General features: G+C 69.9%; 25 protein-coding genes. 17 read left to right on the top strand and 8 right to left on the bottom strand.

Going from position 1 to position 25,695, the window contains the following annotated elements; all coding sequences use genetic code 11:
• The first annotated feature begins 163 nt into the window (after positions 1-163).
• Positions 164-1,231, top strand: a complete 1,068-nt coding sequence (locus HPO96_RS31860; RefSeq protein WP_337796892.1) for an NAD(+)/NADH kinase — start codon at positions 164-166, stop codon at positions 1,229-1,231.
• Between the two features lie 11 nt (positions 1,232-1,242).
• Positions 1,243-2,340 (top strand): mannose-1-phosphate guanylyltransferase, encoded by a 1,098-nt coding sequence (locus HPO96_RS31865; protein ID WP_171678088.1) that lies wholly within the window; start codon positions 1,243-1,245, stop codon positions 2,338-2,340.
• Between the two features lie 200 nt (positions 2,341-2,540).
• On the opposite strand, the gene HPO96_RS31870 is transcribed toward HPO96_RS31865, so the two are convergent.
• The 3 genes from HPO96_RS31870 to cofD all read right to left on the bottom strand — a co-directional run bounded on the left by HPO96_RS31870 (position 2,541) and on the right by cofD (position 5,296).
• Entirely contained in the window at positions 2,541-3,260 is a 720-nt protein-coding gene (locus HPO96_RS31870) for a DUF3105 domain-containing protein (RefSeq protein WP_171678089.1), read from the bottom strand.
• A gap of 87 nt (positions 3,261-3,347) precedes the next feature.
• Positions 3,348-4,322 carry a coenzyme F420-0:L-glutamate ligase gene (locus tag HPO96_RS31875; protein WP_171678090.1) on the bottom strand — a complete coding sequence of 325 codons (975 nt, stop codon included), beginning with the start codon at positions 4,320-4,322 and terminating at the stop codon, positions 3,348-3,350.
• Positions 4,319-5,296, bottom strand: coding sequence for a 2-phospho-L-lactate transferase (gene cofD / locus HPO96_RS31880; RefSeq protein ID WP_171678091.1), 978 nt, complete (start codon positions 5,294-5,296; stop codon positions 4,319-4,321). The genes HPO96_RS31875 and cofD overlap by 4 nt, the downstream gene beginning before the upstream one ends.
• A 115-nt stretch (positions 5,297-5,411) precedes the next feature.
• Between cofD and HPO96_RS31885 the strand changes: the two genes are divergently transcribed.
• The 4 genes from HPO96_RS31885 (at position 5,412) to HPO96_RS31900 (ending at position 11,743) form a co-directional block, all read left to right on the top strand.
• On the top strand, positions 5,412-6,584 hold the full coding sequence (locus HPO96_RS31885; protein WP_171678092.1) for a cation:proton antiporter: 1,173 nt from the start codon (positions 5,412-5,414) through the stop codon (positions 6,582-6,584).
• Between the two features lie 357 nt (positions 6,585-6,941).
• Positions 6,942-7,193, top strand: coding sequence for a WhiB family transcriptional regulator (locus HPO96_RS31890; RefSeq protein ID WP_171678158.1), 252 nt, complete (start codon positions 6,942-6,944; stop codon positions 7,191-7,193).
• A gap of 156 nt (positions 7,194-7,349) precedes the next feature.
• Positions 7,350-10,262 carry a glycosyltransferase gene (locus tag HPO96_RS31895; protein WP_171678093.1) on the top strand — a complete coding sequence of 971 codons (2,913 nt, stop codon included), beginning with the start codon at positions 7,350-7,352 and terminating at the stop codon, positions 10,260-10,262.
• Positions 10,259-11,743 carry a DUF5719 family protein gene (locus HPO96_RS31900; protein WP_171678094.1) on the top strand — a complete coding sequence of 495 codons (1,485 nt, stop codon included), beginning with the start codon at positions 10,259-10,261 and terminating at the stop codon, positions 11,741-11,743. The genes HPO96_RS31895 and HPO96_RS31900 overlap by 4 nt, the downstream gene beginning before the upstream one ends.
• Here the strand turns inward: HPO96_RS31900 and HPO96_RS31905 are convergent.
• Positions 11,740-12,123 (bottom strand): DUF3499 family protein, encoded by a 384-nt coding sequence (locus HPO96_RS31905; protein ID WP_171678095.1) that lies wholly within the window; start codon positions 12,121-12,123, stop codon positions 11,740-11,742. The genes HPO96_RS31900 and HPO96_RS31905 overlap by 4 nt on opposite strands.
• Positions 12,124-12,154: 31 nt before the next feature.
• Between HPO96_RS31905 and HPO96_RS31910 the strand changes: the two genes are divergently transcribed.
• From HPO96_RS31910 to HPO96_RS31945, 8 genes are all read left to right on the top strand, one after another.
• Entirely contained in the window at positions 12,155-12,601 is a 447-nt protein-coding gene (locus tag HPO96_RS31910) for a metallopeptidase family protein (protein ID WP_337796893.1), read from the top strand.
• A 66-nt stretch (positions 12,602-12,667) separates the two neighbouring features.
• The gene (locus HPO96_RS31915; RefSeq protein ID WP_171678096.1) at positions 12,668-13,756 is read left to right on the top strand and encodes a Gfo/Idh/MocA family protein; all 1,089 of its coding nucleotides are present in this window, start codon (positions 12,668-12,670) and stop codon (positions 13,754-13,756) included.
• Positions 13,749-14,492 carry a ThuA domain-containing protein gene (locus tag HPO96_RS31920; protein ID WP_171678097.1) on the top strand — a complete coding sequence of 248 codons (744 nt, stop codon included), beginning with the start codon at positions 13,749-13,751 and terminating at the stop codon, positions 14,490-14,492. The genes HPO96_RS31915 and HPO96_RS31920 overlap by 8 nt, the downstream gene beginning before the upstream one ends.
• Positions 14,493-14,529: 37 nt before the next feature.
• On the top strand, positions 14,530-15,918 hold the full coding sequence (locus tag HPO96_RS31925; RefSeq protein WP_171678098.1) for a phosphomannomutase/phosphoglucomutase: 1,389 nt from the start codon (positions 14,530-14,532) through the stop codon (positions 15,916-15,918).
• Between the two features lie 3 nt (positions 15,919-15,921).
• On the top strand, positions 15,922-16,128 hold the full coding sequence (locus HPO96_RS31930) for a Trm112 family protein (RefSeq protein ID WP_171678099.1): 207 nt from the start codon (positions 15,922-15,924) through the stop codon (positions 16,126-16,128).
• Positions 16,125-17,201: an SIS domain-containing protein gene (locus HPO96_RS31935; protein WP_171678100.1), complete on the top strand. Its 1,077-nt coding sequence runs from the start codon at positions 16,125-16,127 to the stop codon at positions 17,199-17,201. Before HPO96_RS31930 ends, HPO96_RS31935 begins: the two co-directional genes overlap by 4 nt.
• Positions 17,195-18,367 (top strand): mannose-6-phosphate isomerase, class I, encoded by a 1,173-nt coding sequence (gene manA / locus HPO96_RS31940; protein ID WP_171678101.1) that lies wholly within the window; start codon positions 17,195-17,197, stop codon positions 18,365-18,367. The genes HPO96_RS31935 and manA overlap by 7 nt, the downstream gene beginning before the upstream one ends.
• A gap of 32 nt (positions 18,368-18,399) precedes the next feature.
• Positions 18,400-19,359, top strand: coding sequence for a cation diffusion facilitator family transporter (locus HPO96_RS31945; RefSeq protein ID WP_171678102.1), 960 nt, complete (start codon positions 18,400-18,402; stop codon positions 19,357-19,359).
• A 246-nt stretch (positions 19,360-19,605) separates the two neighbouring features.
• Here the strand turns inward: HPO96_RS31945 and HPO96_RS31950 are convergent, their stop codons facing one another.
• Positions 19,606-19,959 carry a MerR family transcriptional regulator gene (locus HPO96_RS31950; RefSeq protein WP_171678103.1) on the bottom strand — a complete coding sequence of 118 codons (354 nt, stop codon included), beginning with the start codon at positions 19,957-19,959 and terminating at the stop codon, positions 19,606-19,608.
• A gap of 122 nt (positions 19,960-20,081) precedes the next feature.
• Between HPO96_RS31950 and ahcY the strand changes: the two genes are divergently transcribed.
• Complete coding sequence (gene ahcY / locus HPO96_RS31955) at positions 20,082-21,518, top strand: adenosylhomocysteinase (protein ID WP_171678104.1); 1,437 nt, start codon at positions 20,082-20,084, stop codon at positions 21,516-21,518.
• A 63-nt stretch (positions 21,519-21,581) separates the two neighbouring features.
• On the opposite strand, the gene HPO96_RS31960 is transcribed toward ahcY, so the two are convergent.
• Genes HPO96_RS31960 through HPO96_RS31970 form a run of 3 tightly spaced genes read right to left on the bottom strand, consistent with a single transcriptional unit; the run spans position 21,582 to position 23,787 of the window.
• Positions 21,582-22,037, bottom strand: coding sequence for a hypothetical protein (locus tag HPO96_RS31960; protein WP_171678105.1), 456 nt, complete (start codon positions 22,035-22,037; stop codon positions 21,582-21,584).
• Positions 22,034-22,780 carry a class I SAM-dependent methyltransferase gene (locus HPO96_RS31965; protein WP_171678106.1) on the bottom strand — a complete coding sequence of 249 codons (747 nt, stop codon included), beginning with the start codon at positions 22,778-22,780 and terminating at the stop codon, positions 22,034-22,036. The genes HPO96_RS31960 and HPO96_RS31965 overlap by 4 nt, the downstream gene beginning before the upstream one ends.
• Before the next feature lie 38 nt (positions 22,781-22,818).
• Entirely contained in the window at positions 22,819-23,787 is a 969-nt protein-coding gene (locus tag HPO96_RS31970; RefSeq protein ID WP_337796894.1) for an RDD family protein, read from the bottom strand.
• A gap of 80 nt (positions 23,788-23,867) precedes the next feature.
• On the opposite strand from HPO96_RS31970, the gene HPO96_RS31975 reads away from it, so the two are divergent.
• Complete coding sequence (locus tag HPO96_RS31975; protein ID WP_171678107.1) at positions 23,868-24,857, top strand: stage II sporulation protein M; 990 nt, start codon at positions 23,868-23,870, stop codon at positions 24,855-24,857.
• A gap of 30 nt (positions 24,858-24,887) precedes the next feature.
• Entirely contained in the window at positions 24,888-25,655 is a 768-nt protein-coding gene (locus tag HPO96_RS31980) for a DUF1206 domain-containing protein (RefSeq protein WP_171678108.1), read from the top strand.
• Positions 25,656-25,695: the final 40 nt, after the last annotated feature.

Below are 25,695 nucleotides of genomic sequence, written 5' to 3' on the forward strand. Positions count from 1 at the left end.
CCACGAAGCTCGTGGGTCCACCTACGAAGCTCGTGGCTCAAGGGCGCGGGTACGGCGCTCGGGGCGTCCAGGGGCGTCGGCCTGCGGGGCGGCGGATGGGGGACGGGGGCGGCGGGTGTTCCGGCTACGGTTGGGGGACTTGTGGGTGAGGGAGGAGCGGGCTGTGGTGGAGCGGATCGGGCTGGTGGTTCATCAGGGGCGGGAGATGGCTGTGCGGACGGCGGGGACCGTGCGGGAGTGGGCGGATCGGCATGGGATCGGCTGTACTGATATCGATGTCTGGCAGGACCACGGGCATCGGCGCGGTGGGATGGCCGAGTTGCACCATGCTGGGGATCCGGATCTGGTTGTCACGCTCGGCGGCGACGGCACGTTCCTGCGCGGCGCGCGGATCGCGGCCAAGAACGACGCCGCCGTCCTGGGGGTGGACCTGGGCAAGGTCGGGTTTCTGACCGAGGTGGCGTGTAAGGACGTCGAGGCGGCGCTCGAGGCCGTGCACCACGGCGGCGCGACGATCGAGGAGCGGATGACGCTGACGATGCGCGCGTCCCGGGCGCTGGAGATCCCGGAGGGAATCGAGTCGCTGCTGCGGTACGGGCATGGTCCGGCGCTTCCGCCGCCGGCGGTGCGGCCGGAGAGCACCGAGGGGAACGGCTGGGGTCTTGCGCTCGACGTGACCGCGCTGAACGACGTCGTACTGGAGAAGCTCGCGCGCGATCACCAGGTGGCGCTGGGGGTGTACCTGTCCGGGCGGTTGCTGGCGTCGTACTCGGCGGACGCCGTGATCGTGGCGACGCCGACTGGGTCGACGGCGTACAGCTTCGCGGCTGGTGGGCCGATCCTGTCGCCGAACACGAATGCGATCGTGTTCACGCCGGTGGCGCCGCATATGACCTTCAACCGCAGCGTGATCGCCGCGCCGGATGAGCCGATCGCGCTGCGGGTGCTGCCGCATTCGGGGCAGGCGGCGGTGAGTATCGACGGGCAGCTGCGCGGCGTGCTCGACCCGGGGGACTGGATCGGCGTCTATGGATCGGCGCGGCCGCTGCGGCTGGTGCGACTGCGGCCGACGGACTTCTACGGCCGCCTGCGGGACCGGTTCCGGCTGACGGATGCGCCCGCGACCGGCGTCGACGGGGAGTCCGATGCGTTCTTCCTGCCTTCGGATTCGCCCGTCCCGCCCGACCTCGCGCACCTGCGCCTGCCACCTGGAGTTGGCGAATCCCGGTAGGGTCTGTCCCCATGCGAAACGTGGTGATCCTGGCCGGGGGCTCGGGGACGCGGCTGTGGCCGATGTCCAGGGACGACAGGCCGAAGCAGGTGCTGCCGCTGGCGGCCGGTGAGTCGTTGCTGCGCGTGGCGTACAACCGGCTGCAGGGGCTCGTCGAGCCGGAGAACATCTACGTGTGCACGGTCGGCGCGTACGCCGACGTCGTACGCAAGGAGCTGCCGGAGCTCGGCCCGCACGCCATCATCGGCGAACCGGCCCGCCGGGACACCGCGAACGCGGTCGGCCTCGCGTCGGCCGTCGTCGCCCGGAACGACCCGGACGCCGTCGTCGCGTTCGTCGGCTCGGACCACCTGATCAGCCCGGAGGACGAGTTCCGCGCGGCGATCGAGGCCGGGTTCGCGGTCGTCGAGGAACGGCCCCGGTCGCTGGTCACGTTCGGCATCGAGCCGACCCACCCGCACACCGGCCTCGGCTACATCGAGCGCGGCGCGGCGATCGACGGGACGTCGGCGTACGTCGTCGACCGCTTCCGCGAGAAGCCGGATCTGGCCACCGCCGAGCAGTACCTGGCCACCGGCCGCTTCTGGTGGAACTCCGGCATGTTCGTCTGGCGCGCGGAAACCGTGCTGAGCGTGCTCGACGAGCTGCTCCCCGAGTCCGCCGCGAACCTCCGCCAGGTCGCCTCCGTCTGGGACACCCCCGACCGCGACGCCACCCTGGCCGCCATCTACCCGAACCTGCGCAAGATCAGCGTCGACTACGCCGTCATGGAGCCCGCCTCCCAGGGCAAGGTGGACGCCGAGGTCGTCGTCGTCCCCATGCCCGTCCACTGGCTCGACGTCGGCTCCTGGGCCGCCCTGGCCGGCACCTACGCCGCCGACGCCGCCGGCAACCGCACCGACGGCACCACCCTCTCCTGCCTGCTCGACTCCCACGACAACATCATCGTCACCGACGACCCCAACCACCTGATCGCCACCGTAGGCCTCCGCGCCCACATCATCGTCCACACCCAGGACGTCACCATGGTCTGCCCCCTCACCGACGGCGAACGCGTCAAAGACCTGGTAGCCCAAGTCCAATCCGACCACGCCGAGAAGTACCTGTAGTACGCAAGCCTCCGGCGGCGACGTCGGCTCCGTGGAAACAAAGCGTCCGTATGCGACGCAAGAGTTCCGGCTAGGGCGGGGTGAAGTCAGCGCCGTATGTGCTTGGGTGGCCGGCGGTCGGCTTCGTGCCTGACGCCGGCCGTTCATGGAACTGGCCCCGGCGCGCAACGTGCGCCGGGGCCAGTTCTTTGTTCTGGGGGTTAGCCGCCGTTGGGTTCTTGGGCGTCGGCGGCGGGGTACTTGTCCATGAACTGGGTGAGGGCTTCGCCGGAGACGGAGCCGCAGAACTGGCGGTGGCCGAAGGCTTTGTCGGAGCCGGGTTTGTTGCCGGACCAGTGGGAGAAGGCGACGTTCTTGCCGGCGGGCCATTCCTTGCCGTCGGTGACGCGGAAGGGGGCGGCGATGAACTTGCCGTTGGTGCTGTCGGGGAGTTTGGCCTTGGAGATCGACTCGATCTGCGACTTCTGCTCGTCGGGGAGGGTGTCGCGGTACCAGAGGATCGTGTAGCCGTGCTCGAGGTTGTGCACCAGGTTCGGGATCGCCGGGCGGTCGTCGAGGGTGTAGAACTTCTTCGAGAACGGCGCCCAGTCGGCGTAGTGCGGGCCGGACGAGGGCGGCGAGACCGAGTAGTCGATGACGGTGCCCTCGGGCTTGTGGTCCATGGTGCCGTTGGCCGCGTCGTCGGTCGGCGCGTCACAGGACGCGGCCGAGGCGGCGACGCCGAACTCGCCGACGTCGAGGCCCTTGGCCCGGGAATCCTGGATCAGCTTGACCGCCGGGTAGGCGATGATGGCCAGGCCGACGACGATCGATGCGACCACGATGAGGACGGTCCGGTTCCGGTCCGACCTCGCCTGGTCCCGCTGCATCTTCTCGATCATCTGGCGGCGCGACTGCTTCTGCGACGACGCTTTACCCACAGTGTTGGTCTTCCCGGTGTCGGGGCGGCCACCGCGCCGCCGTGCTGATGCAGTGTACGAGAGGACCCTAAGAAGTTGCCTAGAAAACTATCGGGACCGTGAGCCGAACGTGACCGTCGCCTCACTCCCCGGGCCCGTCCGCACGCTCACGCCGTAGCCCTCCGCGTGCAGCAGCACCGCCAGCCGCTCCGCAACGACCCCAACTGTGACCGGTTCCTCACCAAAGACCGTGACAGCGTTGTCAGCCACGTCGAGCCGCACACCCTCGACAGTATCGAGTAGCCCTTCCCACAGCGACGCATCCGCCGCCCGCGGCCCGCTGGGCGCCTGACGGGCCAGTACGGCGGCCCGCGCCGCCTCCCGCGTGCCGAGGCTGAACATGTCGTGCTCGGCGTCCCGTACCAGCGCCCGCGCGCCCGGCCCGTGCTCGCCAACCGGCAGTACGACGTCCTCCAGCCCGCGCAGCACCGCCACTGGTACGCCGTCCGCCTTGCCCTTCACCAGCTCACTGGCACTCGCGATCTCGTCAGCCAGGGCCGGCTCGGTCACTGCGAGCACATTGCCGTGGCTGTCCGTCGTACCGCGCAGATCCTCAACCACGCGGACGCCGGCCGCGCCGATCGCCAGATCGATCTGACCGGTCCGCCACGGCCGCCCCAGCGTGTCTGTGACCACTACGCCGACATTGACGTCGTACCGGTCCTTCAGGGCCGTTCTGAGCGCCGCTGCGGACGCGTCTGGGTCGACCGGCAGCAGGAGCACTGTCCCGGGCGCAGTGTTGGACGTATCCGTCCCCGCGGCCGCCATCACCAACCCGTGACGCGTCTGCACGATCCGGGTGTCGCCGCGCTGGGCGACCACGCGGACCAGCTCCGCGTTCACAGCCTCGTGCCGGGTGCCGGTGGTGATCCGCCCCTCGGCTTTACTCATGATCTTCGACGTCACCGACACCACATCACCGTCGCGCAGGTCGGCGGCTTCGCCGATCAGCGCGGCCAGGTCGTCGCCGGCGGCCACTTCGGGCAGCCCGGTCACCGGTACGACTTCCAGGTGCTTCCTCATCGCCGCACTGCCTCCGCGAGGTTCAGAGCCGCGTCGGCCATCGCGGCGGTGGTGGTCTCGTCCGTCATCCACAACGGCACCGCCTGCACGTTGATTCCGGCTCCGGCGATCGAATCCGCCTGGATGGCGTCCGACGAGTCGATCAGCCACCCGTCGAGGACGCCGCCGGACGCGCGGGACCCGTAGTACCGGGCCACGGCGGACGCCGTCGCCGCGACGCCCACGGTCGCCAGCACCTTGTCGGCCATCCCGCGGACCGGACCGGTGCCGATGATCGGCGACAGCCCGATCACCGGGGCCGACGTCTCCCGGACGGCGTCCCGGATCCCCGGTACGCCGAGGATCGTGCCCACCGAGACCACCGGGTTGGACGGCGGGATCAGCAGCACGTCGCAGTCCCGGATCGCCTCCAGGACGCCGGGGGCCGGTTTCGCCTTCTCCTGGCCGACGGCAACGATCTGGTGGGCCGTGACCTCCGCGTGCCAGCGCACCCAGTACTCCTGGAAGTGGATGGCTTTTCGCTTGCCCGGCTGCTCCGGGTCGTCGACCACGACATGCGTCTCGACCCGGTCGTCGCTCATCGGCAGCAGCCGCACCGGGAGCTTCCAGCGCTGACACAACGCCTCGGTCACCGCGCTCAGCCCGTACCCGGCGTCCAGCATCTGGGTCCGGACCAGATGGGTCGCCACGTCCCGGTCGCCGAGCCCGAACCAGGTCGGCTCGACGCCGTACTCCGCCAACTCCTCCTTGATCACCCAGGTCTCGTCCTCGCGGCCCCAGCCGCGCTCGGCCGAGATACCGCCGCCAAGCGTGTACATCACCGTGTCGAGGTCCGGGCAGACCCGGAGCCCGAACAGCGTGATGTCGTCCGCCGTGTTCCCCACCACGGTGATGTCGGCGTCCGGGCGGGCCTTGATGAGCCCGCGCAGGAAGGTGGATCCGCCGACGCCACCGGCCAGCACTGTCAATCGCATGGGAAGAGTCTGCACGAGTCGTCAATGCGCCGAGCCACCGCACGACTATGCTGCGGTGGGTCCGAACATCCGCACAGCTCAGTTGTACGGCCCCCCAACATCCCGAGGAGCCCTCGTGGTCACCGACGCAACCAAGAAGCTCAGAGAGCCGGTCGCGTACATCCTGCTCGCTTTCGCCGGCCTGTTCGTCCTGGCCGCGCTGATCCGGCTGTTCGTCGGCGGCGCCGGTTTCACTGCCTCCGCCGGCAGCGTGCAAGGCACTCTCACCCCTCCCGGCATCCCCGCGTTGGTGCTGCTGACGGCGCTGGTCGCATCGGTCTGGCTGGTGAACGAGTCCGGTGAGCGCACCCAGAACGCGCGGACCGTCACGCTGGCCGCGCTGGCCATCACCGGCGTCGCTGCGCTGCTCGGCCTGATCACGGCGTTCGCCGGTTTCGCCGAGACCAGCACCGCCGGCCTGAAGGTCGTCGCGTTCGTCTGGGCGCTGGGTGGCCTGGCGCTGTACGGCGCTGCGGGCCTCTACGTCTTCAAGACCTTCCAGGGCCTCCCGGCTCCGGTGCGGGCCCCGAAGCCGGGTCAGTTTGCGCAGCAGGGCCAGTACGGCAACCAGTACGGCCAGCAGCAGCCGCAGTTCGGCGGTCAGCAGGGCTACGGGCAGCAGCAGGGGCAGTACGGCCAGCAAGGCCAGTACGACCAGGGGCAGGCCCAGGGCGGTCAGTACGGCGGTTACGGCGCGGCAGCCGGTGCGGGCGCGGTTGCTGGTGCCGCTGGTGGGTACGCCGCTGCCCAGCAGGGTGGCGAGCAGCAGTGGCCGCAGGAGCAGGGCTGGAACCAGGGCGAGCAGCAGCAGGCCTGGTCTGCGAGCGACGCCGAGGCGCAGCCGCAGCAGCCGGCCGAGCAGGCCTGGTCCGCTGGTGGTCAGAACGCCGAGCCGACGCAGCAGTGGAGCTCCGAGGGCCAGCAGCAGTGGAGCGGCCAGGAGCAGCAGGCCGCCCAGTGGCCGCAGGAGCAGCAGCAGTGGTCGTCCGGTCAGGACTACCCGCAGTCCGAGTGGCCGTCGCAGGGTGAGCAGGCGCAGCCGGAGGCCCCGCAGGCTTGGCAGGGCGAGCAGCAGAGCTGGCCGGTCGAAGACGCTCCGGCTGCCGACGCGCCCGCCGCCGAGCAGCCGAAGGCCGAGGCCGCGCCGGACGAAACCCGCGTGGATCCGCGGGTTTCCGAGGGTGACAAGGACGACCAGAACCAGCAGCAGGGCCAGGGGCAGCAGGGCTGGTGGTCGCAGCCGTCCTGATCGGGAACTCTTCCTGAGCAGGCAGCGAAAAGGCAGCAAGCCTTTGCCGCGATACCGGATCCGGCAGACCTGAAACAAGTTCAGCGAACTTCACGCGCTACCACAAGATGACGAGAGGCCTGTGTACACAGGCCTCTCGTTGTTTTGCAGCCATGTTGCGGATGATGCCAATAGCAGACCACGGCTTGACTTTCGTGGATTGCAGGAATGTAATTTCAACCGTGTCGTTCGTTGGACACTCGGTATCGGGGACCGTTGCAGAGCGCAGGACGGACGAGGTCAGGCATGTGGACCGCAAACCCACATGTACAGGGGAACGAACAGGGTCGAGGAGGTCGGACCGTGACAGAGAGCCTGATGGCGATTGTCGACGGTGAGGCGATCGAGGAGGAGCCGAACTGGCAGGAACGGGCGCTGTGCGCCCAGACCGACCCAGAGGCGTTCTTCCCGGAGAAGGGCGGGTCAACCCGCGAGGCGAAGAAGGTGTGCCTCGGGTGCGACGTCCGCGGGGAGTGCCTGGAGTACGCGCTGCACAACGACGAACGCTTCGGAATTTGGGGCGGGCTGTCGGAGCGTGAGCGCCGCAAGCTGAAGAAGAGGGCCGTCTGACGGTCTGAGCAGAAGCCGCCACACAACTTCACACGATCTTTCCGCGAGGCCCCGGGGGACCACCTGTCACCGGGGCCCGCGGCTTTTCCGAAGGCTCCCGGCGCGGCTGTATGGTGACCCAGACCGTCCGTACCGACCGAGGTGTCACTGCGCCGCATGGAACAAGAAGCTCCGGCCGGCTGGGAGTTCTTCGACTCCGTCGACTTCCCGACCGACCACATCGACGACCCGATGGGTCGCCCGCGGATCAGGCACGTCGTCACCGCGGTGGTGGTCGGGCACGAAGGCGCCGCCTGGTTGCCGCGGCTGTCCGAGGCGCTCTGGGCGCTGAACCCGCGCCCCGACCGGCTGATCGCGGTCGACACCGGCTCCACCGACGAGACGGCCGAGCTGCTGGCCGCGATGCCCGGCGTCGAGCCGGTCGTCAGCGTCTCCGCCCGGACGGGTTTCGGTACGGCGGTCTCCCGCGGCGTCGAGGCGGTCGGTTTCGCGCCGATCCCGTCGCCCTACGGCCCGTACGGCGATGACGCGCAGATCCCGGTCGTCGAATGGCTGTGGCTGCTGCACGACGACTGCGCGCCGGCGCCGAAGGCCCTGGAGAAGCTGTTGCTCCAGGCCACTACCGCGCCCGACGTCGGGATCTGGGGCCCGAAGCTGCGGCTCTGGCCGCGGGACCGCGAGCTGCTCGAGGTCGGCGTCACGACGTCGCTGGGCGGCCGCCGCGACACCGGCATCGAGAGCGGTGAGCTCGACCAGGGCCAGCACGACCAGCCGCGGAACGTGCTCGCCGTCAGCTCGGCCGGCATGCTCGTCCGGCGCGACGTGTGGGAGTCGCTGCGCGGTTTCGACCCGCGGCTGCCCATGTTCCGCGACGACATCGACTTCGGCTGGCGCGCGAGCCGGGCCGGCTACCAGGTCGGCGTCGCTCCTGACGCGGTCGTCTACCACGCCCAGGCCGCCGCGACCGGTGAGCGGGCGCTGGCGGGCACGCGGCGGCATGCGTACCAGCTCGACCGCGCCCACGCCTACTACACGGTCCTGGCGAACGCACCGGGCAAGCTGGTGCCGCTGCTGATCCTGCGCTTCCTGCTGGGCACGATCCTGCGCTCGGTCTGGTTCCTGCTCGGTAAGACGCCGTCCGGCGCCGTCGACGAATGGACGGCGCTGCTCGGTACCGTCCTGGCCGGCGGCTGGACGCAGGCCCGTAAGGACCGCCGCAGTCTGGACCGCGTCCCGTACGAGGACATCAAGGGCCTTTTCTCCCGGTCGGTCAACGCGCTCCGGCACAACCTGGAGGAGACCACCAGCACGATCTCCGAGCGGATCCGCGAAGCCTGGGCGGATGAGCCCGAGGAGCAGGTCGTCACCACTGCCCGGCGTGCGAAGAGCACCGCGCGGGTAGCGGTAGACCAGCCGCGCTGGCGGCGGCAGCTGATCCGGCGGCCGTTCCTGGTCGCGTGGGTCGTGCTGGCGCTCGGTTCGTTCGTTGCGGCCCGCAGTCTGATCGGCAGCGGCGTCCTGCGGTCCAGCCTGCTGCTGCCGGCACATGAGAGCTTGGGCGCGTTGTGGCATGCCGCCGCGTCCGCTCCGCCCGGGGTGACGCCGCCTGCCTGGCTGGCGCAGTTCTGGGCGTTCTCCACGGTCATGTTCGGCCCGTCCGGCGCGACGAACATTCTGTTGCTCGGCGCGGTCCCGCTGGCTGGGCTTGCGGCCTGGGCTCTGCTGCGGTCGTTCATCGTCGACCGGGTCGCGCGAGCGTGGGGCGCCTCGGCGTACGGCATCGCTGTCTTCACGAACGGCGCCATCACACAGGGCCGGCTCGGGACGGTCGTCGCGGCGATCGTGCTGCCGCTGCTGGGCGCCGCGGTGCATACTGTGGCGCGGCGGCGGCGGGTGATCATCCAGGGCAGTTGGCGGGCCGCCTGGTTCGCAGGTATCTGCCAAGCCGTGCTGTTCGCGTTCACGCCGGCGCTGGGTGTGCTGGTCGGCATCACGCTGGTGATCGGCGCCGTGCTCGGTCTGGGGTGGCGGCGACAGGGCCGCCAGTTGGTGTTCTCCGTCGTCCTCGGCATGGTGCTGGTGCTGCCGTGGACGATTCAGCTCGTGCTGCACCCGTCGCTACTCGGTCAGGAGGCCGGTGGCCGTCCGACGGCTGCGATCGGTCCGGGCGACAGCCTGGCGCATCTCCTGACCGGTACGCCGGTTGGCGGGCCGACTCCGTGGTGGTTCGCGCTGCCGCTGATTCTGGTCGCTCTGGTCAGCCTGGTGCGCGAGTCGCGGCAGCGGTACGAGCTGCTCGGCTGGGCGGCCGCTCTGGCCGGTCTGGTCGGAACGCTGGTCGCCAGCCGGCTCGGCGGCGGTAGCGGCCCGCTGATGTTCCTGATGACCGCGGGCTGGATCGTGGCCGTCACGGTCGCCTGGGACGCTGTCGGCAAGACGAGCGACCTGATCGCGCAGGGCGTGCTGGGCCTGGTTCTGGTCACGACGATCATCACCTCTGGTTTCTGGCTCGTCCGCGGGATGGATGGGCCGCTGTTCCGCGGCCCGGCTCAGGACCTGCCGGCGTACCTCGTGGCCGCGCAAGGCCCGCCGACGGAGAACTCGATTCTCGTCGTCCGTAAGACGACCGGCGGCGCGATGCGGTACACCCTGGTCAAGGACGGCGGCCCGCGGATGGGTGCGGTCGAGGCCGCGCCGAAACCCGAGCAGAGCAAGCCGATCACCGACGTCCTGTCGACACTCGGCGGTGGCGGCTCAGGTGAAGAGGGCCGTCAGTTGGCCGCGCTGGCGGTCGACTACGTCTACCTCCCGGCTCCGGTCGATGCGACGCTGCAGTCGACGCTCGACTCGCTGCCCGGTCTGACGCGCGCCTCTGCCAACGAAGGGGATGCGTCGTGGCTGGTGGACAGATCGGCCGGCACGGGCGAGTCGCCGCTGAAGGACGTCACGCACAGCTTCTGGCGCATCCTCGGCCTGATCGGCTGGATCATCGCGCTGGTCTTCTGTCTGCCGACCGTCCGGCGGACTGTCGCCGTCCCGCACGGCACCCACGCTAGGAGAGACCGATGAGCGGCCTGCTGTCGGATCCGCGCGCCCGGCTCGGCATCTGCGTGCTGGCGATCGCTGCCGTCGGCGGGCTCGCCGTCGTCACGCAGCCGAAGAAGCCGGATGTCTCGCCGACGGCGGCCGCGCAGTCCCCGGCCCGCTCGGTGGTCAACCGCGCGGCGCTCGCCTGCCCGGCGCTGACCGCGGGCAAGCAGACCGCCGTGGTGAACGCCGTCGCCCCGACGCTGCCCGAGGGCACGCCGACGGCGGCCGGCGAGGAGCAGCCGCTGTCGATCACGCCCCTCGGCAAGGACCCGGCGCCGGTCGGGTCGGTCCTCGTCCGCAACAAGATCGCCGCGACGACGCCGTCCGCCCAGCCGAAGACGCTGTCGATCGTCGGCACCGGTCCGCTCGCGGCCGGCACGGTCGGCACCAGCACGGCGACTGCGACGACGGGTGCGAACCAGGGGATGGCGAGCGCGCCGTGCCAGGCGCCCGGCTCCGACTTCTGGTTCGTCGGCGCGTCGACGGCGAACGACCGCCGCGACGTCCTGACGCTCACCAACCTGGACAGCGTCAACGCCGCGGTCAACGTGACGATCTTCTCGAACAAGGGCCAACTGGAGCTCCCGGCCACCCGGGGCATCGTCGTCGCCGCGCACTCGACGACCGAGGTCTTCCTCGGGCAGTTCGCGCGCAGCCAGAAGGACCTCGCGCTGCACGTCGAGTCGACCGGTGGACGGGTGGCGCCCGCGTTGCGCAGTAACGCGGCCAAGGCCGACAAGAGCCCCGGCGGCGTCGACTGGATCGGCCCGTCGGCCGCCCCGGCGAACAAGGTGTTCGTCCCGGCCGTCGCCCCCGGCGCCGGTGCCCGGACGCTCATCGTGGCCAACCCGACCGACCTGCAGGCGACCATCGGCGTCACCGTGAACGGCCCGAACGGCCCGTTCAAGCCGGCCGGCCAGGAGAGCGTCCGCCTGCCTGCGGGGGCCGTTGTCGCGATCCCGCTCCAGGTGGTGCTGAAGGGTGACGCCAGCGCGATCAGCCTGACCTCGGACCAGCCGATCACCGCCTCGGTGCGGATGGTCGACAAGAGCGGCGAGGACTTCGCCTCGACCGGCTCGTCGGATCCGCTCCGCGGCCCGGGCTACGTCGTCCTACCGCCGCACGCGCAGCCGGCCACGCTGCAGCTGACCGCCCTGGAGAAGCCCGCCAGCCTCAAGCTGGAGCTGCGGGACGCCAGCGGCAAGGTGCTGCAGACGCGGACAGTAGATGTCTCGGGTGGCACGACCGTTCCGATCCAGCTGAAGGCGCAGACCAAGCCGACCTACCTGACCGTCGAGCAGACGCGCGGCTCGCTGATCGCGGGTGTCACTCTGACGCCCCCGGCGAAGGCAGACAGCGACGCCGTGGCTCAGATGGCCGCCTGGCCGTTGAACACGTCGCTGGTCTTCCGGGCGCAGCTGGGCGCGCAGCCCGACGTCCGGGCCGCCCTGGGCAACTAGCCCTCTGAGGTGTTGGCGCCCGGGTCCTGCAGCATGCGCAGGTGGCCGCGGCGGGCCACCTCGACCGGCGCGCCTGGTACGTCCTGGCCGGGCTCGCGACGCGGCAGCGGGCGCGCAGCCTCGCGGACGGCGTTCGCCAGCGCCTCCAGGTCGTCGGACGACGGACCGGCGGCGGCCGGGTCCGGAGCGAGGCGGATGACCTCCCAGCCGTTCGGCGCGGTGAGGCGGTCGGCGTGGTCGGCGCAGAGGTCGTAGCAGTGCGGTTCGGCGTACGTCGCGAGCGGACCGAGGACGCAGGTCGAGTCGGCGTAGACGTAGGTGAGCGTCGAAACGGCCGGCTGATGACAGGCGGCGCGCGAACAGATCCTGGCGATGCTCACGACCAGACGTTACCCCCACTAGGCTGAGCGTGTGACCGAGGCTCGCCGTCATCGCAGGCACATCGACCGCCATGGGCGCGGCATGCTCGGCCCGATCAGCCGGCCGAGCTCCTTCGCGCCGCGCGGGCTGCCGCTGCAACGCTCCGCCGCCGCCCAGTTCGACGAGGTGGTCGCGATCGAGGTGACGCGCCTGGAGAAACGGCTGCCGCAGGTGGTGGCCCGGGTCGAGTTCGCCATCGAGGACGTCCCCAACCTCGACCTGGACGCGACCGAGATCCCGCTCACCCACGCCACCGGCGGCACCTCGCACGAGCCGTACCGGATCGTCGTCTTCCGGCGCCCGATCGAGCTCCGCGCCGAGCGGTCCGGGGCCGGGCTGGCCTGGCTGGTGCGCTCCGCGCTGGTGCTCGAGCTGGCCGATGTGCTCGCGCTGTCACCCGAGCAGATCGATCCGGAGTTCGACGCCGACGAGGAGTGAACCCGCCGTACCAACTGACGGCACAGGGGATGACAACGTTGCAACGGGTGGTACAGGATCGTGCGTGTGAACGATCGAAAACTGCGCGTCGGAGTCGTCGGACTGGGTTTTGCGGGCCGCACCGCACTGGAGGCGTTCTCGGAGCTGCCTGATGTCGAAGTGATCGCGCTGGCCGGTCTGGAGAAGGACCTGCTGACCAGCCTGGGCGAGAAGCACGGCGTCCCGCACCTGTACGAGAAGTGGGAGGACCTGATCCGGACCGAGGGTCTGGACGCGGTCAGCATCGGTACGCCGACGCAGCTGCACGCCCCGATCGCCCTGGCGGCGTTCGAGCGGGGTCTGCACGTGTTGTCGGAGAAGCCTCTGGCCCGCACGGTGGCCGAGGGCGCGGCAATGGTCGAGGCCTCGAAACAGGCCGGCCGGGTGCTCAAGGTGGTCTTCAACCACCGCGAGCGCGGTGATGTGGTCGCGCTGAAGCACCAGATCGACGAGGGCCAGCTGGGCCGGATCTACTACGCCAAGGCGCACTGGATGCGGCGCAACGGCATCCCCGGGATGGGCGGCTGGTTCACCAACCGGGAGCTGTCCGGTGGCGGCCCGCTGATCGACCTGGGCGTCCACATCCTCGACATGGCGCTGCACCTGCTGGGCGAGCCGCAGGTGACCACAGTGTCGGCGAACACATTCGCCGAGCTCGGCCCGCGCGGCCGCGGCAGTGTAAGCAGTGCGGAGCGTCCGACCGTCGACACGCTCGGTTCGAAGTTCGAGGTCGAGGACCTGGCGACGGCGTACCTGCGGCTGGAGGGCGGCGGCGCTCTGCAGCTGGAGACCAGCTGGGCGACGTACCGGGCGCCGGGGGACAACTTCGGTATCGAACTGTTCGGCACCGAGGGCGGCGCGAAGATCGACGTCCAGAACTACACGAACGACGACACGCTGCGGATCTTCACCGACGTGGCCGGCATCCCGGCCGAGGTGCGGCCCGCGACCGGCGCCGGGCTCGGCCACCGCGGAGTGGTGCGCGAGTTCGTCCGGATCGTCCGCAGTGGTGAGTGGGAAGGGCACAACGGGTCCGAAGCGTTGCTGCGGACCGAGGTCATCGACGCCTGCTACGCCTCGGCGAAGGCGGGACGAGAGGTAGTACTCCATGGCTGAACCGATTCGCGTCACCGTCTGGGGCGAGAACGTCCACGAGGGTCGCGACGAGACCGTCCGCAAGCTCTACCCGGACACCATGCACGAAACGATCGCCTCCGCGCTGCGGGCCAAGCTGGGCCAGGACGTCGTCGTCCGCACGGCGTGGCTGCAGCAGGACCAGCACGGCCTCACCGAGGAGGTGCTGGCCGAGACCGACGTACTCACCTGGTGGGGGCACGCCGCGCACGACCAGGTCGACGACGCGGTCGTCGAGCGCGTCCAGCAGCACGTGCTGTCCGGCATGGGCCTGATCGCGCTGCACTCGGCGCACTTCAGCAAGATCTTCATCAAGCTGATGGGCACCACCTGCTCACTCGACTGGCGCGCCGAGAACGACCGCGAGCTGATCTGGACCGTCGCCCCCGGCCACCCGATCGCTCGCGGCATCCCGCACCCCCTGGTGATCGACCGGGAGGAGATGTACGGCGAGCTGTTCGACATCCCCCAGCCGGACGAGCTGGTCTTCATCAGCTCGTTCACCGGCGGCGAGGTGTTCCGCTCCGGCTGCACCTACCGCCGCGGCCAGGGCCGGGTCTTCTACTTCCGCCCTGGCGACCAGGAGTTCCCGACCTACCACCACGACGGCGTCCAGCAGGTGATCGCCAACGCGGTCGGTTGGGCCGCTCCGACCAGCCCGCGGCAGCTGCCGGTGGTGCACCACCGCAAGGACACGGGCTGGTTCGAGCGAGCCTGAAATACGGTTTGGCGCGTGGTCCGGATAGGGTCCACGCATGGTTGACGTTGCGGCGATCTTCAAGGCGTACGACGTTCGCGGGGTGGTCCCGGAGCAGCTGGACGAGTCGGTGGCCCGGGCGACCGGGGCGGCGTTCGTCGAGGTGCTGGACGTGCTCGCCGGTGCCGGGGCGGTCGTGGTCGGGTACGACATGCGGCCGTCCAGCCCCGGGTTGGCGGCGGCGTTCGCCGAAGGCGTGGCGAGCACCGGGGCCGACGTGATCATGATCGGGCTGGCGTCGACCGACCAGTTGTACTTCGCGTCCGGCCGACTGAACCTGCCGGGCGCGATGTTCACCGCGAGCCACAACCCGGCGCAGTACAACGGCATCAAGCTGTGCCGGGCCGGCGCCGCGCCGGTCGGGGCCGACTCCGGGCTGCGCGATATCGCCGACCTGGTCGAGAAGGCGCTCGTCGAGGGGCCGGCGACGACCGCCGTCCCCGGCAAGATCCGCGAGAAGGACCTGCTGACGGCGTACGCCGACCACCTGCACGACCTGGTCGACCTGACCAAGATCCGGCCGCTCAAGGTCGTCGTGGACGCCGGGAACGGGATGGGCGGGCACACGGTGCCGGCCGTGTTCGCGTCCGGTCCGGTCGAGATCGTGCCGATGTACTTCGAGCTGGACGGCAGCTTCCCGAACCACGAGGCGAACCCGCTCGACCCGAAGAACCTGGTCGACCTGCAGGCCAAGGTGCGTGAGCTCGGCGCCGACCTCGGCCTCGCCTTCGACGGCGACGCCGACCGCTGCTTCGTGGTCGACGAGAAGGGCGACCCGGTTTCGCCGTCCGCGATCACCGGCGCGGTCGCCGTCCGCGAGCTGGCCAAACACCCGGGCGCGACCATCCTCTTCAACCTGATCACCTCCAAGGCAGTGCCGGAGCTGGTCGCGGAGCACGGCGGCGTCGCGGTGCGGACGCGGGTCGGGCACTCCAACATCAAGCAGAAGATGGCCGAGACGGATGCCGTGTTCGGCGGTGAGCACTCGGCGCACTACTACTTCAAGGACTTCTGGCGGGCCGACACCGGCATGCTGGCCGCACTGCACGTGCTGGCCGCGCTGGGTGAGCAGAGCAAGCCGGCCAGCGAGCTGTTCGCCGTGTACGAGCGCTACGTCGCGTCCGGCGAGCTGAACAACACGGTCGACGACGCGGCGGCGACCGTCGCGGCGATCGAGGACACCTACGGCGACCAGGAGGGCATCGAGCTGGACCGCCTGGACGGCTTGACGGTGTCGGCGGCAGAGTGGTGGTTCAACGTCCGTGTCTCGAACACCGAGCCGCTGCTGCGGCTGAACGTCGAGGCGGCGGACCGGGCCACCATGGAGCGCGTCCGCGACGAAGTACTGGCCCTGATCACCGGTAGCCCGGTGAAGAAGGAGAACTGACCCATGGCAGTCAATCTGGACCCCGACCTGCTGAGCATCCTGGTCTGCCCGAAGTGCCGCTCGGAGTTCCGGGTGGACGACGAGGCGAACGAGCTGGTCTGCACCAACACCGGCTGCGCCCTGGCGTACCCGGTGCGTGACGACATCCCGGTGCTGCTGATCGACGAGGCGCGGGACACCCGCACCGAGGAGACCGCGAGCCAGGCATGAGCGCTTTCGACGACTCGCGGCTGGACGACCCGGCCGCGTTGCAGGCGACCGATCACCTGCTGCGGCGGCTCGCCATGGCCGGTGCGCGGGTGCGGGCCGAGCTGGAGGCGGCGGACGACGTACTGTCCGGGCTCGACTCCGACGGCTTCCGGCCGCGGGCCATCGTGGCTGCCGGTCGCGATGCGCGGCTGGTGCGGGCAGTGCTGGAGCCGGTGTGCCCGGTTCCGTTCGTTGCCTGGCCTGGGCCGGGTCTGCCGGGCTGGGCTGGTCCGTTGGACCTCGTCATCGTGCTGGGTGGCCAGTCCGAGGACAACGACGCCGTGTCGGCTGCTGCCGAGGCCGCCCGCCGCGGCTGCGGTCTGATGGTCGCCGCACCGGAGGACTCGCCGGTCGCGATCGCCTCGGCCGGTCTGCGGCATGCGATCCGGCTGCCGTCGCAGTCCGATGACCAGCTGGCCGCCGCCGTCGCCGTCCTGCAGGCGCTGCACCAAATGGAGCTGGGCCCGGTTGTCGACGCGAAGGCCGTTGCGGCCACGCTGGACGACGTAGCGATCGCCTGCTCGCCGAACAACGATGTCTCGTCCAACCCGGCCAAAGAGCTCGCTCTGGTGCTGGCGGATGCGCTGCCGCTGGTCTGGGGTGGCTCTGTCCTTTCCGCGCGTGCTGCCCGGCGAGTGGTCGAGGCCATCCGGCTGGCGAGCGGCCGGCCCGCTCTGGCCGCGGACGCCGGTCACCTGCTGCCGGTGCTCAACCAGCCGCCGCGCGACCTGTTCGCCGACCCGTTCGACCAGGCGGAGGAGCTGCGCCCCGCGCTGATCATCCTGGACGACGGTCTGGCCGACACTGCCGTCACCGAGACCCGCAACAAGCTCGCCACGAAGGCCGAGCGGCACGAGGTCCGCGTGCACGTCGTCAAACAGGCCGACGGGACGGACATCGCCCGGTACGCCGCTCTGACCCAACACGGCCGGTACGCCGCGGCCTACCTCGGCATCGGCCTCGGCCGGTACGGCACTGCTGTCGACGATGCGCCGGCCGAGCCGGGCATCCCCTCGGAGGACCCGGCGTGGTAGTCCCGCTGCAGAACACGATCCGCGACTACGCCTGGGGTTCGACGACCGCGCTCCCGGCGCTGCTCGGCGTACCGGCCGACGGGAAGCCGCAGGCGGAGATGTGGATGGGCGCGCACGAGTCGGCGCCGTCCGTGCTGCCGTCGGGCGCCACCTTGTACGACGAGGTGTCGGCGTCCGCTGAGCAGGTGCTGGGTGCGGAGACGGCTGAGCGATTCGAGGGGCGCTTCCCGTTCCTGGCCAAGCTGCTGGCCGCTGGGCAGCCGCTGTCGATTCAGGCACACCCCTCGCGGGCGCAGGCGATCGACGGGTTCGCACGCGACGAAGCCGCCGGAATTCCGCGTGACGCTGGGGACCGGAACTACAAGGACGCCTGGCCGAAGCCGGAGATCCTGGTCGCGCTGGAGCCGTTCGACGCGCTGGTCGGGTTCCGGCCGCTGGAGTCGACGGTCGCGTTGCTGGAGGCGCTGGCGCCGGTCGGGCTCGACGACCTGACAGCTGCGCTCCGCGACGGCAAGCTGCGGGAGGCGTTCACCGACTTCATGAGCAGCGACCGGGACAGCATCCGGCCGATCGTGGCGGCTTTGGGTGAGGCCTGCGCGCAGTACGCCGGTTCGGCGTACCAGCTCGAGGTGGCGACGCTGGCGCGGCTCTGCGCCGACTTCCCGGACGACCCGGGCGTGCTGGCTGCCCTGCTGTTGAACCGGGTGCGGCTGGAGCGGTTCGACGCGGTGTATCTGCCGGCCGGGAACGTACACGCGTACCTGAGTGGGCTTGGGTTCGAGGTGATGGCGAATTCGGACAACGTGCTGCGCGGCGGGCTGACGAGTAAGCACATCGACGTCCCCGAACTGGTGTCGGTGATCGACTTCGAGCCGCTGGCCGATCCGGTGCTGACGGCGACGCCGGTCGGTGACGGAGTGTCGGCGTACGAGACGGGCTGTGAGTACTTCGCCGTCCAGCGGATCGACCTGGACGGCGGTGAACGAGTGGTCACCGGGGCCGGTCCGCGGATCGTCTGCTGTGTGGCCGGATCGGTCGAGGTCGGTGCCGGGGGCACCTATGCGGGGGTGACGTTGGCCGCCGGACAGTCGGCGTTCGCCGGAGGACCCGAAGGACCCTGTAACCTGCGTGGTTCCGGCACGGCGTTCGTCGTGTCCGCGCCCTGATTTTTCTTTTCTTTGCGGAGGACCTGAACACCATGGCAGGTGGCGGAACCAAGGCCGTCGTGGCGGCGTTGCTGGCGAACTCCGGGATCGCGGTCACGAAATTCGCCGCGTGGGGTCTGACCCAGTCGGCCTCGATGCTGGCCGAGGCGATCCACTCGGTCGCCGACGCGGGTAACCAGGTGCTGCTGCTGGTCGGCGGCAAACGCGCCCAGCGGCAGGCCAACGAGCTGCACCAGTTCGGCTTCGGCCGGGAGCGGTACGTCTACTCGTTCATCGTCGCGATCGTGCTGTTCAGCGTCGGTGGTCTGTTCGCGCTGTACGAGGGCTGGCACAAGATCCACGACCCGCACGCGATCGAGAACTGGAAGTGGGTCCCGGTCGTCGTCCTGTCGGTCGCGATCATCCTGGAGACGCTGTCGTTCCGGACGGCGATCGTCGAGGCGAACAAGGTCCGCGGCCCGGTGTCGTGGTCGAAGTTCATCCGGAACGCCCGCTCGCCGGAGCTCCCGGTGATCCTGCTCGAGGACTTCGCCGCGCTCACCGGTCTGGTGCTGGCGCTGATCGGCGTCGTCCTGACGCTTGCCACCGGCAACGGAATCTTCGACGGCCTGGGCTCGATGGCGATCGGCGCGCTGCTGGTCTGCGTCGCGGTCTTCCTGGCGATCGAGATGAAGTCGCTGCTGCTCGGCGAGTCGGCCACCCGCGAGGCCCAGCAGAAGATCGTCGACGCGATCCAGAACACCCCGGGCGTGCAGCGCCTGATCCACATCAAGACCCTGCACCTGGGCCCCGAAGAGGTCCTGGTCGCCGCCAAGGTCGCCGTCGAGTCCACCGCCGACATCGCCGGCGTGGCCCAGATCATCAACGCCGCCGAGCAGGCCATCCGCGCCGCCGAGCCGATGTGCATCCACGTCTACCTCGAACCGGATATCTACACCGAGAACTACGTCCGCGAAGACCGCCCCGCCGTCCCCGAAGCCCCCTCCCACTGACCCATTTCCTGGGCCCACCCACCAACCGCACCTCTCGCGTTTGCTGGGTGGGCCAGCCCATTTGATGGGCCAGCCAGCCGGCCGGTGGGTGGACCCACCGCGTGCGGTTGGCCAACCCGCCCGCTCGTGGGTCAGCTAGGGAAACGCGCTCGTGGGTCGGCTAGGGAAACGCGCTCGTGGGTCAGCTAGGGAAACGCGCTCGTGGGTCAGCTAGGGGAATGGGGCGGTGAGGGCTGGGGCCCCGTGTCAGCGGGGTTTGGGTGGGAGGACTCCGGAGCGACCGAGCCACTGGAGGGCGCGTTCCCGGTCTATCTGGGACTGGGTGGGTGGGGTGGTGAGTTTGCCGGTGCGGTAGCCGAGGTTGCGCAGGTCGGCGGCGACCGAGGGTTCGGCGAGGGCGCGGAGGGCGAAGGCGAGTGCGGCCGGGGTGACGTCGTACCGGCGTTCGAGGTCGAGGGCCAGCTGGACGGCGGCCAGGTCCCGCTCGTCGTACTGGCGCTGGGAGCCGGCCCGGGAGTGTGGGAGCAGGCCGAGGGTCTCGCGGTAGCGCAGCATGCGGGGGGTGGTGCCCAGGCGTTTCGCGGCTTCGGTGATGCGCATGACGACAATCTTGACATTTCGGTGTCAAAAACGCCCGTGAAGCGATCAAACCACCGTGCTCGGCCCTCTAGGCTCAGCCAGGGAACTTAGGTAGCACTCACCACAGTCTTCAGGGGAGCGGTATGACGTTCGAGTACAAGGTGGCGGACCTCGGGCTGGCCGAGTTCGGCCGCAAGGAGATCCGGCTGGCCGAGCACGAGATGCCCGGCCTGATGGCGATGCGCGCGCAGTACGGCGACAGCAAGCCGCTGGCCGGCGCCCGCATCATGGGCTCGCTGCACATGACGATCCAGACCGCGGTGCTGATCGAGACGCTGACCGCGCTCGGCGCCGACGTCCGCTGGGTCTCCTGCAACATCTTCTCCACCCAGGACCACGCCGCCGCGGCGATCGTCGTCGGCCCCGAGGGTACCGTCGACAACCCGACCGGCGTCCCCGTCTTCGCCTGGAAGGGTGAGACGCTGGAGGAGTACTGGTGGTGCACCGAGCAGGCGCTGAAGTGGCCGGGTGAGCAGGGCCCGAACATGATCCTGGACGACGGCGGCGACGCCACCATGCTCGTCCACAAGGGCACCGAGTTCGAGAAGGCCGGCGCCGTGCCGGACCCGTCGACCGCGGACTCCGAGGAGTACGCCGTCGTACTCAAGCTGCTGACCCGCACGCTCGCCGAGGACCCGCAGCTGTGGACCGGGATCGGCCAGGGCATCAAGGGCGTCACCGAGGAGACCACCACCGGCGTCCACCGCCTGTACGAGATGCACAAGGCCGGCGCGCTGCTGTTCCCGGCGATCAACGTCAACGACTCGGTCACCAAGTCGAAGTTCGACAACAAGTACGGCTGCCGGCACTCGCTGATCGACGGCATCAACCGCGCCACCGACGTCCTGATCGGCGGCAAGGTCGCGGTCGTGGCCGGGTACGGCGATGTCGGCAAGGGCTGCGCCGAGTCGCTGCGCGGCCAGGGCGCCCGCGTCATCGTCACCGAGATCGACCCGATCTGCGCGCTGCAGGCCGCGATGGACGGTTACCAGGTCACCACGCTGGACGACGTCGTCGGGATCGCCGACGTCTTCGTCACCACCACCGGTAACAAGGACGTCATCACCGCCGACCACATGGCGCAGATGAAGCACCAGGCGATCGTCGGCAACATCGGTCACTTCGACAACGAGATCGACATGGCCGGCCTGTACAAGACGCCGGGCGTCGAGCGGGTCAACATCAAGCCGCAGGTCGACGAGTTCCGCTTCGCGGACGGGCACACGATCATCGTGCTGTCCGAGGGGCGCCTGCTGAACCTGGGCAACGCGACGGGCCACCCGTCGTTCGTGATGTCGAACTCCTTCACCAACCAGGTGCTGGCGCAGATCGAGCTCTTCGTCCGCACGGCCGACTACCCGACCGAGGTCTACGTGCTCCCCAAGCACCTCGACGAGATGGTCGCCCGCCTGCACCTCGACGCGCTCGGCGTGAAGCTCACCGAGCTCACCAAGGAGCAGTCCTCCTACCTCGGCGTCCCGGTCGAGGGCCCGTACAAGCCGGAGCACTACCGCTACTGAGCGCTGTACAGCCTGATCGCGAAGGCGTCCTACCCGTCGAGGGTGGGGCGCCTTCGCGCTGTTTCAGAGCGGGGCGACCTCGGGAAGATCCGGGATGGCGACGGACGCCGTCGTGAGGGTGAAGCGGTCGTCGGTCTCGTCGAGAGTGGCGAGCAGCCGGGTGCCGTCGGGGAGGACGACCGACCACAGGCCGGGCGGCTCGTCGTCGCTGTAGAGGACCATCGCCTGGAAGCGGGTGGCGAAGCGGAGCGCGAAGTCCGCGTGGCCGATGGGGCGGGCCCGGTCGTGATCGACGCCGACCGTGAGCGAGATCGCGAAGTGGCCCTCGACGGGTTCGTAGGTGCAGAACGTGGCGAAGACGAGGTCCGGCGGTACGTCGCGGAGTTCGGCGTCGACGCGGTCGGCGGGGGCGACGAAGAGATCGGCCTCGGGGACCGCGAAGGTGTCTCGCAGGAACGACCTCAGGTCAGGCGTCTCGACGGGGCGGGACGCGAGCAGGTCGTAGCCGTGGCCGCTCACCGGATGGCGGTGAAGATGTGCTTGTCGGCTACTTGGCCGAGGACGGCGACCTCGGCGAAGCCGGCTTTGCGGAACGACTCGAGGGCGTCGGTGAGGGTGATTTCGCGACTGCGGGAGCGGTCGGCGAAGCGCCGGTCGCGCTCGGCGAGGAGGTCGGCGAAGGCGGGTTCTTCGGCGGCGGACTCCCACCAGGCGGCCCAGTCCTCGATACCGGAGGCGTGTGAGGCGGCCCAGATCTCGTCGCGCAGCTCGACGGCGATGGCGTCGAGCCGCGGGACCTCGGTGGGGCCGAGGCGCATGGTGTCGGCGTTGACGAAGACGCCGCCGGGGCGGATCCGGCGGGCGAGCGTCTGCGCGAGGCGCTCCAGGTCAGCAGGGTCGAGCCAGTGCAGCGCCGTCGCCGAGCAGACCGCGTCGACCTGGCCTGCCAGCAGGACGACGTCCCAGCCGTCGACCCGCAGGTCCGCCTCGACGAACCGCGCGCCGGACGTCGTGTTCCGCGCCATCTCCAGCAGGAACGGGTCCAGATCGACGCCCACGACGTCGGCCCCGGGGAAGCGCGCCAGCGCCCGGCTGCTGATCGAGCCCGGCCCGCAGGCCAGGTCGACGAACCGCTCAGGCGTCCCGGTCACCCGCTCCACGATCGTGAGCATCAGCTCGAACTGTTCGTCCCGATCCGGCAGGTAACCCGCCTGCTGCACGTCCCACCGATCAAGCCAGCCCTGCCATCCGATCCGCGACATGGTCGCAACAGTACCCACGCCCATGGACAGTAGAACGGTCAGGACCAGCCGGAGTCGCTGCCTGGGGTGGCCCAGCCTTGGGTGTTGTGGGTGGCTGGGCGGGCGGGTGCGGCGGGCGGGGGTGGCGGGAGGAAGGGCGTGGGGGCCGGGGCTGCTGGGACTGCGCCGTACGGGCTAGGTGGGGCGAACGGGCCGGCGGGGACGGCGTACGGGTTCGTCGGAGCGGCGAACGGGCCGGTGGCGGCTGGGCGGGCGGTGGCCAGGCGGATGAGCTCGCGGCGGCGGCGTTCGGCCAGTACGGCGGAAAGGAAGGCCGGGGCGATCATCGGCTGTGGGGGCGCGGGTGCGGTGAGCTCGCTGAAGCGGAAGGCGAGTGTTTCGCCGAGGGCGGCCCGCGCGGCGACGTCCAGCTCGACGAAACGAGCGAGGTAGTCGCGGGCGGTGTTCGCCAGGTCGTCGGGCAGCTGCGAGAGCTCCAGCGACTGCGCCCACTGCACCAGCTGCGACGGGACGAACAGCGGCGGTGACGCCATCGGCTGATGGCGCTCCCGGATCACGACGGTTCCGGCGACCATGTCGCCGATCCGCTTGCCCTCCTTGTTCATCAGGCTCGCGACGATCCCCGGGCTGGCCGCGAACCACGGCGCGAAGTCGACGAAGAACCACATCAGCGTCCGCACCAGCGCGTGCCGGAACCGGATCGACGATCCGTCGTCCCGCACCACCTTCAGACCGAGGATGTACTTGCCGAGCGTCCGTCCGCGGGTCAGCGTCTCCATCACCAGCCGGTAGCCGACGACCACCAGCAGAACGGTCAGGATGATCAGAGCGGCCGCGAGCGACTCGCTGGAGTCCGTACCGATCAGAAAGCCGAAGACCAGCGACAAGATCAGGCCGAGCGCCATCCCCTGCACGAGCACGTCGATGGCACACGCCAGCGCCCGCGTCGGCATCCGCGCGATCCGCACCTGGAGGACGACCGCCTCACCAGTGACCAACTGAGACACAGCCCGCCCCCCTCCTCCTAAGACACCCGGGAGGGCTAGTCTGCCAGCGCAGGGGAGTCAGTCAGGGGAGGAGGTGTGTTGTGGACGTCGAGGCGTTCGTCTCGGTACACCAGCCGCAGTGGGACCGATTGGCGGATCTGACCCGCCGCCAGCGCCGGTTGACCGGGGCTGAGGTCGAGGAGCTCGTCACGCTCTACCAGCGCGTCGGCACGCACCTGTCCGCGCTGAGAGCCGCCGGAGCCGACCCGGTGTCGATCGGACGGCTGTCCGGTCTGATCGCGGACGCCCGGGGCGCGGTGACCGGTGCCCAAGCACCTGTCTGGCGAGACATCTCCCGCTACTTCCTGGTGTCGTTCCCAGCTGCCCTCTACACGTCCAGACGCTGGTGGGTCACCATCGGCCTGCTCTTCTACCTGGTGACCGCCTGGTCGGCCTGGCGCATCCTCGCGCACCCAGAGGTGCTCGACTCGATCGCTGCCCCCACCGAGATCCAGCAGTACGTCGACAGCGGATTCGAGTCCTACTACTCGGAGAACCCGGCCCAGGACTTCGCTCTGCACGTCTGGCTGAACAACGCCGGGCTGAGCGCCGCCGTCCTGGCCATCGGCATCCTGGTCGTCCCGTCGATCCTCATCCTCTGGGACAACGCCATCGGCCTCGGCACCGCGGCCGGCCTGATGATCGGCCACGACAAGGGCACGCTGTTCTTCACGCTGATCACCCCGCACGGCCTGCTGGAGCTGACCGCGGTCTTCATCGCCGGTGCGGCCGGCCTGCGCCTCGGTTGGGCGTGGATCGTGCCCGGCGCGCGCACCCGCATGCAAGCCCTGGCCCAGACCGGACGCGCGACGGTCGCGATGGCGATCGGCCTGGCCGCGATCCTCCTCTACACCGGTGTGGTCGAAGCGTTCGTGACGCCGTACATCCCGTCGCCACTGCGCGTCGTGATCGGCATCGCCAGTCAGCTCGGCTTCTTCGCCTACGTCTGGATCCTCGGCCGGCGGGCCGCGCAGGCCGGCGAGACCGGCGACATCGAGGAGCAGGACGCCGCGGCGCCGATCTCGGCCTGAACACCGTTTGCTCGCGGGCACTGAGTTGGAATGAAGTCCGCCCAGCAAGTCAGACACACTCAGTGGTACGGCGTCACCGTCAGCGTCGGCCTGATCGCGTACGGCGTCGTCCACCTGCTCATCGCCTGGATCGCGCTCCAACTCGCGTGGGGCAACTCCTCCCAGGAGGCATCCCAGCAAGGCGCACTCGAGGAGATCGCGAGCAAACCGCTCGGCGGCGTGCTGCTCTGGGTCGTCGCGGTCGGTCTGTTCGCGCTGGTCCTGTGGCGCGTTCTCGACCTCCTGTACGGCGACCTCGACCTGGAGAAGCGCGCGTCGTCGACGGGCCGCGCGGTGGTCTACCTGGTCCTCGGGATCAGCGCGGTCAAGGTCGCGATCGGATCGGGCGGCTCGAGCTCCAACCAGCAGCAGACCTTTACCGCGAAGCTGATGGAGAACGGCGCCGGTCGGGTCCTGGTCGTGATCGTCGGCCTGGTCATCATCGGCATCGGTGTCCGGCAGCTCCACAAGGCGTACACGAAGAAGTTCACCGAGGATCTGGTCGGCGGCGTCTCGCACGCGACCGTCCAGCTCGGGCGCGTGGGCTACGCCGCCAAGGGCGTCGCCTTCGTGGTGGTCGGTGTCCTCTTCGGCTGGGCCGCGATCGGCTACGACCCCGACAAGGCCGGCGGCCTCGACACCGCCCTCCGCACCATCAAGGAGCAACCCTTCGGCTCCGTCCTGCTCACCGTCCTGGCCCTCGGCATCGCCGCCTTCGGCGTCTACTGCTTCGCCTGGTCCCGCAACGCCAAGCTCTAGCACGAAGGACAGGAGGTAGGAGCCGGTTCGCTGCCGGCGA

The organism is Kribbella sandramycini, from assembly GCF_013131805.1.
GTDB lineage: Bacteria > Actinomycetota > Actinomycetes > Propionibacteriales > Kribbellaceae > Kribbella > Kribbella sandramycini.